Genomic DNA, 12,146 nt, shown 5'->3' with positions numbered 1-12,146 from the left:
CTGATGACGAGCATGGTGACCGCGCGGCGCGAAAGCGGTGCGCCCGCGAAGACCGGCCAGGCGACCATCCTGCGCCTCGCCAAGGCGCAGATGTCGCTTGTCGATGTGAGCAGCGACGTCCTGCGGATCCATGGCGACCTGCTCGAAATCGGCAAGGAAATGGGCAGTTACGATCTGCGCGATTGCCCCTCCGGCTCGGCGGAAACGACCCCGCATCTCGCGGCCGTAGCCTGACGGCGATTGACCGGGAGCGACTGGCATGAAAAGCGGGAACGATGCGCATAGCAATCTTCATCGCCCTTCTGTTGGTGGCTCTCGGCTACGCCGCCTGGCGGGGCGGTGCTCCGGAGCGGGTCATGGTGGGGATTGCCATCCTGATGGTCCTGCTCGATCGCCTGCTGGTCTCGACAGGTCAGGTGGAATATCATTCGGTCGACCTGGGTTACCTGGTGATCGACCTGATTGGTTCGGCGGCGACCATCGCCTTGGCGCTTCTGGCGCATCGCTTCTGGCCCATGATCGTTGCCGTCCTCCATGTCCTGCCGCTGCTGGCGCACATCAGCCGGGCGCTCGACGTCTCGATGAACCCGATTGCCTATCTCACGATGCAGGTCGCTTCGTCCTGGCTGCTCCCGCCCCTTCTCATCCTCGCAACCTGGCGGCACCAGCAGCGCTTGCGGCGCAGCGGCAGCGATCCGTCCTGGCACGTTTTCTGGCGTCCATCGAGCCGAATGACGGTGAGCGGCTAGCCGCCGCGCTGCTGCAGGAATTCCGCAGCATCGGACGGATCCTGGCCCAAACGCCAGAAGCGCTCGAGCGGGTTCTGGGTCACCACCCTTCGATCGCGGATATCCTGCTCGGCGCCCGGGACATGTTCCTTGAGGGTCTGCAGGCCGACCTGACAACGCAGCCGGTCGACCCTGCCTGCCCCAAGCTCGGCCAATATCTCATGGCCTCGATGGGATCGCTGCCGGACGAGGTGCTGCGCATCCTTTTCCTGGACGCTTCCTACCGCCTGATCGCGGACGAGCAATTGCACCATGGGTCCGTCCGGCAGCTCGAGCTTTATCCCAGAACGATCTTTCGGCGCGCGATCGAGCACGGCGCCACCGGACTCATTCTCGTCCACAATCACCCGAGCGGCGACGCGACCCCGAGCGAAAACGACATCGTCGCGACGCGCAGGCTTTCCGACCTTGGTCGATCGCTCGATATCGAGATCGTCGATCATATTGTCGTCACGGCGACCCACGCCCAGCGCGTCGCAGCGAGCGGGCGCATAGGATCTGATCGTGCGCCCGCCTGCGCCCATGTTCTGCGCGACAATCCCGGGTCGGGAGGCGGCGGACAACAGCAAAGTGCGTCAACCGCGCTCGCAAATGCGCGCCGAGCCTATAAGCGCCGCCAGTTCCGCCGAGAGCTGATCGGGTCGCCAAAGCTCTTCGGCGAACCGGCCTGGGACATGCTGATCGACCTCTTCATTCACGAAAGCGAGGGCAAGAAGGTGGCAACGAGCGCCCTTTGCCTCGCTTCGACCGCGCCTCCCAGCACTGCGCTGCGGCTGGTCAACAAGCTTTGCGAGGCAAAGCTGCTCGTGAAGATAGACGATCCCGACGATGGCAGGCGCCAGTTTGTCGAACTGACGCCCGACACGGCCGCGCGTCTCGAAAACTATTTTGGCGCGGATGAGGGAGGGATGCAGGAGGGTTGAGGCGCCGTCTGGAAATGGATTGGACGGGCGCAGCGTTGGGGGGAGGAGAATCCCGGAGAGGTTCACGATCGCATTGCCGCCGGCTCGCGACGTTAAATTGCTGTTAACCATCCTGTCCTATTTCGAGGCAAGGGGGCCAGCGGCAGGTCGCGGTGTGGGGGTAACGCGACCTGCCAATCAGGCAATGACATCAGGGACTGATCATTCGAAGCGCCGGGCGCACTTCGGGCCTACCGCACCGGGCTGAATCATCTCGCGCGGCGCACCGATCGCCAAACCAGGTCCGGGCGAGCGGTCGGCAGGCAAATGGCGAATGGCGCTACGAACCAGCATTAGCCGGCGGACAGGATAAAGCGCCGCTTCAAAGCGACCTGGCCTCGGTTGCAATCGATTATTGGACTGTTCGCCGTATCATTTTCACCGATGGACGCGCTTAATTCGAGCAGATAACAGGTCCCGCCGCGATCATTACGGATGCGGCGGTAAGCAGGAGCAGGGCTGTGAGCGAGGAAGCGGGGCGCAACGAGAATCTCATTACTTTGACGGCTGACATCGTTGCGGCGCATGTGACGAACAACAAGGTCGAAGTCGGCGATATTCCTCGGCTGATCGGATCGGTTTACGACGCTCTCGCCAGCGTCGGCCAGCCCGGCAAGCCTGAGCAACAGGCCCCAGTCCCCGCGGTTTCGATCCGCGCTTCGATGGCTCTGTTGCAAAGATTGGCGGCAGTCAGAGGTAGGCTGTCGCTCTGCGCCGATCAGGCGGCTGCTGCGAAATGGTGGTTGAGCATGCCCATGGCCTCCGTCAGCGCCGAGGGCCCAATGCCAAAAGCTCTCTCCACAAGGCGCACCTCGCCCCTGATGCCGGGCTGCAGGCACCAGGGGCGAGCCTGTCCTTTGCGCAGGGCTCGCATGACTTCGAATCCCTTGATCGTGGCATAGGCCGTGGGGATCGATTTGAAACCGCGCACCGGCTTGATCAGTATCTTGAGCTTTCCGTGATCGGCCTCGATCACGTTATTGAGATACTTCACCTGCCGGTGGGCCGTCTCCCGGTCCAGCTTTCCTTCGCGCTTCAATTCGGTGATCGCTGCACCATAGCTCGGCGCTTTGTCGGTATTGAGCGTGGCAGGCTTTTCCCAGTGCTTCAGGCCTCGCAGGGCCTTGCCCAGGAACCGCTTCGCTGCCTTGGCGCTGCGGGTCGGCGACAGGTAGAAATCGATCGTGTCGCCCCGCTTGTCGACTGCCCGGTACAGGTAGGTCCACTTGCCCCGCACCTTGACGTAGGTTTCATCCAGGCGCCAGCTCGGATCAAAGCCACGCCGCCAGAACCAGCGCAGCCGCTTCTCCATCTCCGGGGCGTAGCACTGGACCCAGCGATAGATCGTCGTATGGTCGACCGAAATGCCGCGTTCCGCCAGCATTTCCTCAAGGTCGCGATAGCTGATCGGATAGCGACAATACCAGCGCACCGCCCACAGGATCACATCACCCTGGAAATGGCGCCACTTGAAATCCGTCATCGTTCCGTCCGTCCAATCTCCGCCAAGCATGCTCAAGCTTCACGATTTTTGCAACAGAGCCCTTTCGTGTATCCCACAATCCGATCCTCAGAAGAAGAAGCTTAAGTTATTCGACAGAATTGTGGTCTGGTCGATCAGGATCGTGCGATTGACGATTTCAAAGCCGGCATCAGTACGGGTTCGACGCAGGCGATCTCGACGTTCGCCAGCAAAGATGTCGAGTTGACGCTCCAACCGATTACGGTAGACGATGAATGCTGCGGACACTTCATACTCGCCGGACCTATCCCCTTCTTCGATCATTACGTTAGAGATAACATGACGGGTGCGCGAAGCGGGGTTCTCAGACCATCCAACGTCAGATGTTATCTTCCGGATGCGCCCAGTCATCATTTGATGATCGTCATCGAAGTGGGCGAAGCTGCGCGAGTCACCAAACTCGTTTCTTGCTTCCCGCATGACACGAGTCGTACGGATTGGCATGAAATAGTGGATATCTTGGGCCAAGAGAGAGAACCACTCTTCATATCGACGATCATCAAGAAGCCTCGCTTCCCAATAATAGAATTGTTCGATCTCGTGCTGTAGATTCAGCGGCACGAGGCGGGGCTTCATCTGTCCACTTTCTGTTGTCTTCACCATTACCGACATGCTCACATCCCCCTCCTTGTGTCGCTTTCTTGCGAATAGCCGGCCGATTGTTCTACGGAATCGGTATGGATGCCGTTTGAGTCCAACTTATTTACCGATCCAGGACGCGTCTGATTCAATGCCGCCCAATTCGGCGAGGTCATCATACGCGCCCAGTGCGTATAGAAGCCACGCGCCGCGTTCTCGTTGTAGACATAGCCAATGCGGCCTGGGTAGTCCGGGTGGCTTCCCTCGTCCCTGCCGATTCCCATGGAAACGACGAATGGTCTGCTCCGTGCTTTATAGCCTTTCAATATTTGCTGAACCTCGACCCAGTTCTCGCCGTCGTCCTGATCGAACACTCCGCCTGCTGAAAACGAGCGCATGGACTGCCTACGAAATTCATCCTTGATCTCGTCTGAAGCATCCGCATCCACGACCGTAAAAGACCACACTTCTATCTCATTGGGTCCGCGGGGATGCCACATTCGGACCATGTTGACGCCTGCAAGGAAGCCACAGCTTGGAAACACTGCCATGTGTAGGAGGGCCATCCGTGATTGCGCCGTGGCACCGAAACGCAGCGCAGCCTTTTCAGCAGCGGCACCTTTAGTCCAGTAATCGACTACTTTCTCACCGCTCGTCGCAGTCAACAGATTGGTGTCGTCCAAATAGAATCCTGCGCCATGCCCCCCCCATAATGCGCGGTACTGATGACCTTCCGTCGGCGGCGGCAGATCACTCAGGCCCTTGTCAGCTGGCAGCCCGGCGAGAATGCCCGAAATGTGAGAGGTCGTACCTGCGTGATACATGTCACTACACATTTGTTCTGCCGCAAACTTCCAGTTACAGGGGATTACCCATTTCTCAATGCCGGGAATAGCGACCGTGCCAGCCTCTGTCCGGTCGAACATATGGTCCATATAGAATCTAGCTTCGCCCAGATAGGTGGCTAAATCCGGCGCCTCGGTATCCCAATTCGCGAAGATCAAGCCTTTATACGTTTCGACACGTGCCTGAAGCGGTCCCGATTCTTTCTTGTCCAACGTCGGAAAGCACTCGCTGTAGGGAACATTTACCAACGTTCCCGCAGTGTCGTACGCCCAACCGTGATAGCTACAGGTAAACGACTTAGCATTGCCGCAATCTGCTCGACAAAGCCGCATTCCTCGGTGACGACATTGATTGAGAAAGACTCGGATGCTAGCGTCCTTCTGCCGAACGACAAGCACCGGATCCTCACCCATATAGTTGGTCATGAAGTCGCCGGCCTTTGCGATCTGCGATTCGTGCCCCAACAACAGCCACGATTTTGCGAAGACCCGCTCGAGCTCCAATTGATAAAGAGCTTCGTCTGTATAGATGCGTGGGTCAACCCATCCGTGCTGATCACTCACCAATGCGGCTATATCTTCTTTCGCCCATTTCGTCGCTTCCGAGGCAGTGCGGACGTTATCGGTCATAGTTTTCATGGTCATATCTCCGTTTCAACATTGAAGTCACTCATAACAGATCGTTCTGGCATCGCCTCGCCCGGCTCGCCCGGCCATGAGTCTAGGAAGCTCAGAACCGCGCGTGCGAAATCGGCCGGCTGTTCCATGTTGCCGAGGTGCGCTGCCGACAGAAACAGCAAACGCGAGCCGCGGATCGCGCCCGCCAGCGCTTCGCTATGAGCGGGCGGGGTCGCAGGATCGGCATCTCCGCCGATGACGAGGGTCGGCAGGTCGATCAGCTCACCGAGCCGGCGCAGGTCCATGTCGCGGATGGCTGCACAGCAGCCGGCATAGCCGGCGACGTTCGTCGTGAGCAGCATGCCACGCACCCTGTCCAGGCAGGCGTCGCCTTTCTTGACGAATTCGGCCGTAAACCAGCGCTCGATCGACGCTTCGGCGACGGCGGCCATCCCCTTCTCGCGGATCAGGACAATGCGTCCGTCCCACGCTGAAGGCGGCCCCATGAAGGCGCTCGAATGGGCGAGCACAAGACGCTCGATCCGCTCGGGCGCGCGCGCACCCAGCCACTGACCAACCATACCGCCGAGCGAGAGGCCGCAGAAGTGGACCAGCGGGATTCCGAGCACGTCGAGGAGTTCCACAACGTCTCGACCAAGTCGATCTAGCGAATAGGCACCCGGCGGAGCATCCGAACCGCCGTGGCCGCGCGTATCATAGCGCAGTACACGGAACTGCTCCGCAAAGGTGGAGATCTGCGGCTCCCACATCTCCATAGTCGTGCCGAGCGAACTGGAGAGCAGCAGCACCGGTGCCCCGGCTGGTCCGTCGAACCGGTAGGCGATCCTGCAGCCATCGCCCGTGACGATGTGATCGATCATCATACGCGCTCCAGCAGCATGCCGATGCCCTGCCCCACCCCGATGCACATGAAGGCGAGCGCATACCGGCCGCCGGTGCGCTGCAGTTCCTCCACCGCGCTCATCGTGATGCGCGCGCCAGACATGCCGAGCGGGTGTCCGAGAGCGATGGCGCCGCCATTCCTGTTCACCCGCGGGTCGGCGGGATCGATGCCGAGATCACGCAGCGTGGCTATCGCCTGGCTCGCGAAGGCCTCGTTGAGTTCGATCACGTCGAGATCGTTCGGAGAAATACCCGTGCGTGCGAACAGCTTGCGCGCCGCTTCGATTGGGCCGACCCCCATGATGCGCGGCGCGACGCCTGCCGACGCCATGGCGATCACGCGCGCCCGCGGGGTCAGCCCATGCTGCTTTGCCGCGGCTTCAGAGGCCACCAGCATCGCTGCCGCACCGTCGTTCAGGCCCGATGCGTTACCGGCCGTCACCGTCCCGTCACGCCCCACGACCGGCTTCAATTTGGCAAGCAGTTCGGCGCTCGTGGCGCGCGGATGCTCGTCGCGCTCGAAGAGGACTGGGTCGCCCTTCTTCTGTGGAATCGCGACAGGCACGATCTCTGCGGCGAGCCGTCCGTTCGCCTGCGCCGCCGCCGCCTTCTGCTGGCTGTTGAGCGCGAAGGCGTCCTGATCCTCCCGGCTGACCTTCCACTCGACCGCGACGTTCTCCCCCGTCTCGGGCATCGAGTCGACGCCATAAGCATGGCGCATCGCCGGATTGACGAAGCGCCAGCCGAGCGTCGTGTCCTCGATCTTCTGCGCGCGGTCGAAAGCGGCGTTGGCCTTACCGAGCACGTAAGGCGCGCGGGTCATATGCTCGACGCCACCCGCGATGAACAAGTGGGCATCGCCGGCGCGGATCGCCTGGGCGGACGACCCGACGGCGTTAAGGCCCGAGCCGCACAGGCGGTTGATAGTGCCGCCAGGCACCTGCTCCGGCAATCCCGCCAACAGCACCGCCATCCGAGCGACGTTGCGATTGTCCTCCCCAGCCTGGTTTGCGCAGCCGAGTAGGCAGTCGTCCACCGCTGCCCAATCGACACCCGGGTTGCGCTCGATGAGCGCCTTGATCGGAACCGCCGCAAGGTCGTCGGCGCGGATGGACGATAGGGTGCCGTTCAGCTTGCCGATGGGCGTGCGGACTGCGTCGCAGATGAAGGCTTCGCTCATGCGGCCAATGCCCCTGTGACGGTGACGTGCGCAGCGGTCTTCGCGCGCACCTCCTCAATGCTGATGCCAGGTGCGAGCTCCACCAGCCGGAATCCCGGCTTGTCACAGGCGATCACGGCAAGATCAGTTATGATGAGATCGACGCAGGCTCTGCCGGTCAGCGGCAGCGTACAGCCTTCGAGCAGCTTGGGGTCGCCCGCCTTCGTGACGTGATCGGTGATCACCACGACGCGCTTCACCCCGGCGACGAGATCCATGGCGCCGCCCATGCCTTTCACCATCTTGCCGGGAATGGTCCAGTTGGCGAGGTCGCCCGTCTCGGCGACCTCCATCGCGCCGAGCACTGCCATGTCGATATGGCCGCCCCGTATCATCGCGAAGCTGTCGGTGGACGAGAAGAAGCTGGAGGTCGGCAGCGTGGTGATCGTCTGCTTGCCGGCGTTTATGAGGTCGGGGTCGGCCTCGCCCTCGAACGGGAATGGCCCCATGCCCAGCATCCCGTTCTCGGACTGGAGGGTCACGTCGATGCCGCCGGGGATGTAGTTGGCGACCAGCGTTGGGATGCCGATGCCGAGGTTCACGTAGAAGCCATCCTGCAGTTCCTGCGCGGCGCGGGCCGCCATCTGTTCGCGCGTCCAGGGCATCAGGCAGCCTCTCTCGGTCGGGTCGTGAGCTTCTCGATCTTCTTTTCGTTGATGGTGCTCAGGACGATCCGATCGACATAGATGCCGGGCGTGTGGATGCAGTCCGGATCGAAGGTCCCGGCGGGGACAAGCTCCTCCACCTCCGCCACGGTCACCTTGGCTGCCGTCGCCATGACCGGGTTGAAGTTGCGCGCGGTTCTGCGGAACATCAGGTTCCCGGCCGGATCCGCGCGCCACGCCTTTACGATCGCCAGGTCGGCGCGTAGCCAGGTCTCGCGGACATATTCCTGGCCTTCGAACGCCTCGATCGGCTTGCCCTCGGCGACGACCGTCCCGACCCCGGTTCTGGTGTAGAAGGCTGGGATACCAGCCCCGCCCGCCCGGATCCGCTCGGCTAGCGTTCCTTGCGGATTGAGTTCCAGCTCCAAGTCTCCCGAGAGGTACTGCTGCTCGAAGAGCTTGTTCTCCCCCACGTAGGACGAAATCATCTTCTTCACCTGGCGGCTTTCCAGCAGCATCCACAGGCCGAAGCCGTCCGCGCCGGCGTTGTTCGAGACAACGGTCAGCGCCTTCACCCCGCTCGCACGGATCTCGGGGATCAGGCTCTCGGGGTTGCCGGACAGCCCGAACCCGCCCGACATGATCGTCATGCCATCGAAGAGCAGGCCATCCAGCGCCGCAGCTGGACTTTCGAAAAACTTGTCGGCCATGATGTCGTCAGGCCGCGAGCGCGACGCGGCTGCGGGAAGATGCTTCTGCCTCTTCTGCCTCGCCAGCCGTGATGAGCGTGAAGTCGAAGGCGATTTCCGTGAAGGGCGTGTTGAGGCCCTCCGCATGAATGGCAGCAGGATCAGCTTTTCGTTCGATCGGCGGAATCAAGTCATCGCGCGTCGCATAGGCGAAGTCATCATGCAGGTATGGGTCGCCGTCGATGTTGATCTGCGTCGTCAGATGGCGGTAACCGGACGCCGACACGAAGAAGTGGACATGCGCGGGACGGTTGCCGTGGCGACCAACAAGGTCAAGCAGTGCCTCGGTGGTTCCGCCCTTAGGCACAGCGTAGCCCGACGGTACGATGCTACGGAATTTGTACCGGCCCTCTTCGTCGGTCTCAATTTGCCGACGAAGGTTGAACTCGCTCTGGGTTTTGTCGAAGTAGCTGTAATTGCCGAGTGTGTTGGCATGCCAGACATCGACGATCGCGCCGGCAACGGGCTTCCCATCTTTGTCGACCACGCGCCCGTGCATAATTAGCACTTCTCCGTCATCGGCACCGTCGTCCAGCCGCGCAAAGCCCTTCGAGCGCGGGGCTCCCTTGACGTAGAGCGGACCTTCGATGGTGCGCGGCGTGCCCCCTTCGATCCCGGCTTCCGCGTCGGCCGCGTCCATGCGCATGTCCAGGAAGTGTTCGAAGCCGAGCCCTGCCGCGAAGAGTCCGAATTCCGGGGCGGCAGACGCCATGAAGTTCAGAGCATGCCAGAACTCGTCCTCGCTTACGTCGAACTCATCAATGGTCGCGAACAGGTGCGCCGAGGCGATAGAGCCGATCGGCCCTTCGAGCATGGTCCCACCGTACAGGCCGATCCCTGCGGCCTCCGCGATCCCGGCGACAGCGGCGCCAGCGCGTAGGCCTCCCGACTGTGCGATCTTAACGGCAAATACATCGGCTGCGGCATCCGTCGCATGGCGCAGGGCATCGATCGGACCTCGCAGCCCTTCGTCAGCCATGATCGCGGTCCGGCCCATCGCGGTGAGACGCGCCATGCCGGAGACGTTCGCGCCGGAGATCGGCTGTTCGATCAGGTCGACATCGGCATCTGCCAACATGGCGACGCCGCGCTTGGCGGTTGCCTCATCCCAGGCTTGGTTGACGTCCACCCGGATGCTGGCTTGGTCACCAAGCGCGCGCTTTATGGCGGCAACGTGCGCGACGTCCTCGACAAGGTCGCGCTTGCCTATCTTGAGCTTGAACGCCTTGTGACGCCGCTGATCAATCATCGTCTCAGCCTCAGCGATGTCACGCGCCGTGTCGCCGCTCGCGAGCGTCCACAATACAGGGAGGCGATCGCGCACGCGCCCCCCCAAAAGCTCGCTCACCGGCACACCGGCACGCTTGCCGGCCGCATCGAACAGGGCGGTCTCGACTGCATTTTTGGCGAAATGATTGCCGACAATCGACTTGCGCAGCAGCATCGTCGCTCGCGCGGGCGATGCGTCGGAGCCATGCAGCAGCGGTGCGACGTGACGATCGATTGTGAGTTTGATGCCTTCGGGGCTCTCGTCCCCATAACTGAGGCCGCCAATCGTCGTACCTTCGCCGATCCCCTCGACCCCGTCGGAACAACGGACGTGAACGAACACCATCGCTTGGGTCCGCATGGTCGCCATCGCGAGCACGTGCTGGCGTATCGTCGGCACATCGACAATGAAGGTTTCGATGGTTTCGATAGTGACCATTCTCGTCCTCCCTTTTTTTATCTTCCTCGAAACATAGGACTTGTGCCTATCAGATGGAAAGATCATCTCGGTCTGGCTTGATACCCTGGAGGTATAATGGAACTGCGACACTTACGATATTTCGAGGCAGTTGCAGCCGAGCGGAACTTCACTCGTGCGGCGGAGCGGCTGGGAGTCGCGCAACCGCCGCTTAGCCGGCAGATCAGAGAACTCGAGATCGAGTTAGGCGTGGCGTTATTCGATCGCGACAGTCGACCGATCCGCTTGACGGAAGCGGGCAGTATCTTCCACGAGCAGGCGACGCGGATCCTTTCGAGTATCGAGCAGCTCCGCCGCTCGATGCAGCGGCTTACCCAGAGCGCGCAGCGGCGCTTCGTGGTCGGGTTCGTGGGCTCTATAGTCTATGGGATGATGCCGGGGGTCATCAGGGAGTTCCGCGCGCGAGCGGACGGGCTTGAGATCCAACTTCTCGAGATGAGTACTATAGAGCAGGTGGTTGCGTTGAAGGACGGGCGCATCGACGCGGGGCTCGGCCGCATCCTCATCGACGACCCGGCGATCCAGCGGGAAGTGCTGCAGGACGAGCCGCTGATTGCGGCGATCGGCACCGCCGATACGCTGGCGGCAGCGGACTCCATTTCTCTTTCGGATTTGATGGCCCGCAAGCTGCTGGTCTATCCAAGCCAGCCGCGGCCCAGCTACGCGGACCAGGTTCTCACGATCCTCCGCGACCATGGGCTCACGCACACCGACGTCGAGGAAGTGCGCGACGTACAGGTTACTCTCGGGCTGGTCGCGTCGGAGGCCGGGGTCGCGCTGGTCCCGTCTTCCATGCGGCACGTCCAGCATGACGACATCATATATGTCAGGGTTCGCGATGAAGGAGCCACTTCACCAATCATCCTCAGCTTTCGGGTCGGAGACAGTTCAGCAGATGTTCGGTTGTTCGAGCAAATTGCACGTCAGCTTTTTCGCTAGGCTGATACGCGCAAAGTGAGATCCAAGTGGAGTATGTAAATCGCTAAACTGCAGAATTGTACAAATCCGGCGAATTTACTGCTTTAAGGCTCCACATATTTACCTTCGACAACTCGGGCTTCTTGCATAGGTGCAGGAAGGTGCCGATAGAGTGTGGCAATCGAAACGCCGATTGTTGGAGCTATCTCGCCTGCCGACATCCCAAAGGCAAGGAGTTTCCCGGCCGCCTCAATGCGTCGAGGCGTCATGACCCTCTTTCGGCCACCTAGCAGGCCGTTGACGAAGTCGGCGGTGGCTGATTCAGTGCGGCAGTGGGATTGTCTGGCGGGTTAGCGGCGATGGCGATGGGGCGTGATAGCGAGGTCCAGTCCGATTTGATCGTGACGTGGGCGGAGATACCGCGTTCACCGGGGCATGTTTTCTACGACAAGCTCCAGAAGCTGCTGGCCGAGGCGGGCTTCGATGGCTTTGTCGAGAAGACGTGCAAGCCCTATTATGCGCCGCGGATGGGAGCCCCGTCGCTGCCGCCGGGCCGCTATTTCCGCATGCTGCTGATCGGCTATTTCGAGGGCATCGACAGCGAACGCGGGATTGTCTGGCGCTGTTCGGATTCGCTGTCGCTGCGGGAGTTCCTGCGACTGTCGAGCCGCGACAAGGTCCCTGATCATAG

Annotated in this window: 14 protein-coding genes and 1 pseudogene; 6 read left to right on the top strand and 9 right to left on the bottom strand. The window is 61.3% G+C overall.

Going from position 1 to position 12,146, the window contains the following annotated elements; genetic code table 11:
* From RLDS_RS30660 to RLDS_RS55000, 4 genes and pseudogenes are all read left to right on the top strand, one after another.
* Positions 1 to 234, top strand: a 234-nt coding sequence (locus RLDS_RS30660) for a hypothetical protein (protein ID WP_021224419.1), incomplete at its 5' end; no start/stop codon positions are given.
* Between the two features lie 41 nt (positions 235 to 275).
* Positions 276 to 749, top strand: coding sequence for a hypothetical protein (locus tag RLDS_RS56200; protein ID WP_020818528.1), 474 nt, complete (start codon positions 276 to 278; stop codon positions 747 to 749).
* 122 nt (positions 750 to 871) lie between these two features.
* Positions 872 to 1,711, top strand: a complete 840-nt coding sequence (locus RLDS_RS56195) for a JAB domain-containing protein (protein WP_158500939.1) — start codon at positions 872 to 874, stop codon at positions 1,709 to 1,711.
* Positions 1,712 to 2,211: 500 nt separating this feature from the next.
* A pseudogene (locus tag RLDS_RS55000) lies at positions 2,212 to 2,355 on the top strand (MucR family transcriptional regulator); the annotation flags it as partial.
* A 113-nt stretch (positions 2,356 to 2,468) separates the two neighbouring features.
* On the opposite strand, the gene RLDS_RS30650 reads toward RLDS_RS55000, so the two are convergent.
* The 8 genes from RLDS_RS30650 to catA form a co-directional block, all read right to left on the bottom strand.
* A complete protein-coding gene (locus tag RLDS_RS30650) occupies positions 2,469 to 3,233 on the bottom strand; it encodes an IS6-like element IS6100 family transposase (RefSeq protein ID WP_001389365.1) in 765 nt (254 codons plus the stop codon).
* Positions 3,234 to 3,320: 87 nt separating this feature from the next.
* Positions 3,321 to 3,884 carry an aromatic-ring-hydroxylating dioxygenase subunit beta gene (locus RLDS_RS30645; protein WP_201767455.1) on the bottom strand — a complete coding sequence of 188 codons (564 nt, stop codon included), beginning with the start codon at positions 3,882 to 3,884 and terminating at the stop codon, positions 3,321 to 3,323.
* A 2-nt stretch (positions 3,885 to 3,886) separates the two neighbouring features.
* On the bottom strand, positions 3,887 to 5,335 hold the full coding sequence (locus RLDS_RS30640; RefSeq protein WP_201767453.1) for an aromatic ring-hydroxylating dioxygenase subunit alpha: 1,449 nt from the start codon (positions 5,333 to 5,335) through the stop codon (positions 3,887 to 3,889).
* Between the two features lie 2 nt (positions 5,336 to 5,337).
* On the bottom strand, positions 5,338 to 6,198 hold the full coding sequence (pcaD, locus tag RLDS_RS30635) for a 3-oxoadipate enol-lactonase (protein ID WP_021224275.1): 861 nt from the start codon (positions 6,196 to 6,198) through the stop codon (positions 5,338 to 5,340).
* Positions 6,195 to 7,397 carry a 3-oxoadipyl-CoA thiolase gene (gene pcaF, locus RLDS_RS30630; RefSeq protein ID WP_021224276.1) on the bottom strand — a complete coding sequence of 401 codons (1,203 nt, stop codon included), beginning with the start codon at positions 7,395 to 7,397 and terminating at the stop codon, positions 6,195 to 6,197. Before pcaF ends, pcaD begins: the two co-directional genes overlap by 4 nt.
* On the bottom strand, positions 7,394 to 8,041 hold the full coding sequence (locus tag RLDS_RS30625) for a 3-oxoacid CoA-transferase subunit B (RefSeq protein ID WP_021224277.1): 648 nt from the start codon (positions 8,039 to 8,041) through the stop codon (positions 7,394 to 7,396). The genes pcaF and RLDS_RS30625 overlap by 4 nt, the downstream gene beginning before the upstream one ends.
* Complete coding sequence (locus tag RLDS_RS30620) at positions 8,041 to 8,751, bottom strand: CoA transferase subunit A (RefSeq protein WP_021224278.1); 711 nt, start codon at positions 8,749 to 8,751, stop codon at positions 8,041 to 8,043. The genes RLDS_RS30625 and RLDS_RS30620 overlap by 1 nt, the downstream gene beginning before the upstream one ends.
* 7 nt (positions 8,752 to 8,758) lie before the next feature.
* Positions 8,759 to 10,498 carry a catechol 1,2-dioxygenase gene (gene catA, locus RLDS_RS57155; RefSeq protein WP_021224279.1) on the bottom strand — a complete coding sequence of 580 codons (1,740 nt, stop codon included), beginning with the start codon at positions 10,496 to 10,498 and terminating at the stop codon, positions 8,759 to 8,761.
* Between the two features lie 96 nt (positions 10,499 to 10,594).
* Here catA and RLDS_RS30615 point away from each other — a divergent pair, with 96 nt between their 5' ends.
* Positions 10,595 to 11,476 (top strand): LysR family transcriptional regulator, encoded by an 882-nt coding sequence (locus tag RLDS_RS30615; RefSeq protein WP_021224280.1) that lies wholly within the window; start codon positions 10,595 to 10,597, stop codon positions 11,474 to 11,476.
* 83 nt (positions 11,477 to 11,559) lie between these two features.
* Here RLDS_RS30615 and RLDS_RS54980 read toward each other — a convergent pair whose 3' ends face one another.
* Positions 11,560 to 11,724, bottom strand: coding sequence for a helix-turn-helix domain-containing protein (locus RLDS_RS54980; protein WP_236616764.1), 165 nt, complete (start codon positions 11,722 to 11,724; stop codon positions 11,560 to 11,562).
* A 90-nt stretch (positions 11,725 to 11,814) separates the two neighbouring features.
* On the opposite strand from RLDS_RS54980, the gene RLDS_RS54405 reads away from it, so the two are divergent.
* A partial coding sequence (locus RLDS_RS54405; RefSeq protein ID WP_021224409.1) for a transposase occupies positions 11,815 to 12,146 on the top strand: 332 nt, incomplete at its 3' end.

Source organism: Sphingobium lactosutens DS20 (genome assembly GCF_000445105.1).
Classification (GTDB): domain Bacteria; phylum Pseudomonadota; class Alphaproteobacteria; order Sphingomonadales; family Sphingomonadaceae; genus Sphingobium; species Sphingobium lactosutens.
Note: the sequence above shows the minus strand (reverse complement) of the source record. Positions and strands in the feature narration are given on the sequence as shown.

Coding starts and splice junctions, on each gene's coding strand:
- RLDS_RS56200 (WP_020818528.1), top strand. CDS start 276: ATGCGCATAGCAATCTTCATCGCCCTTCTGTTGGTGGCTCTCGGCTAC.
- RLDS_RS56195 (WP_158500939.1), top strand. CDS start 872: ATGTTCCTTGAGGGTCTGCAGGCCGACCTGACAACGCAGCCGGTCGAC.
- RLDS_RS30650 (WP_001389365.1), bottom strand. CDS start 3,233: ATGACGGATTTCAAGTGGCGCCATTTCCAGGGTGATGTGATCCTGTGG.
- RLDS_RS30645 (WP_201767455.1), bottom strand. CDS start 3,884: ATGTCGGTAATGGTGAAGACAACAGAAAGTGGACAGATGAAGCCCCGC.
- RLDS_RS30640 (WP_201767453.1), bottom strand. CDS start 5,335: ATGAAAACTATGACCGATAACGTCCGCACTGCCTCGGAAGCGACGAAA.
- pcaD (WP_021224275.1), bottom strand. CDS start 6,198: ATGATGATCGATCACATCGTCACGGGCGATGGCTGCAGGATCGCCTAC.
- pcaF (WP_021224276.1), bottom strand. CDS start 7,397: ATGAGCGAAGCCTTCATCTGCGACGCAGTCCGCACGCCCATCGGCAAG.
- RLDS_RS30625 (WP_021224277.1), bottom strand. CDS start 8,041: ATGCCCTGGACGCGCGAACAGATGGCGGCCCGCGCCGCGCAGGAACTG.
- RLDS_RS30620 (WP_021224278.1), bottom strand. CDS start 8,751: ATGGCCGACAAGTTTTTCGAAAGTCCAGCTGCGGCGCTGGATGGCCTG.
- catA (WP_021224279.1), bottom strand. CDS start 10,498: ATGGTCACTATCGAAACCATCGAAACCTTCATTGTCGATGTGCCGACG.
- RLDS_RS30615 (WP_021224280.1), top strand. CDS start 10,595: ATGGAACTGCGACACTTACGATATTTCGAGGCAGTTGCAGCCGAGCGG.
- RLDS_RS54980 (WP_236616764.1), bottom strand. CDS start 11,724: ATGACGCCTCGACGCATTGAGGCGGCCGGGAAACTCCTTGCCTTTGGG.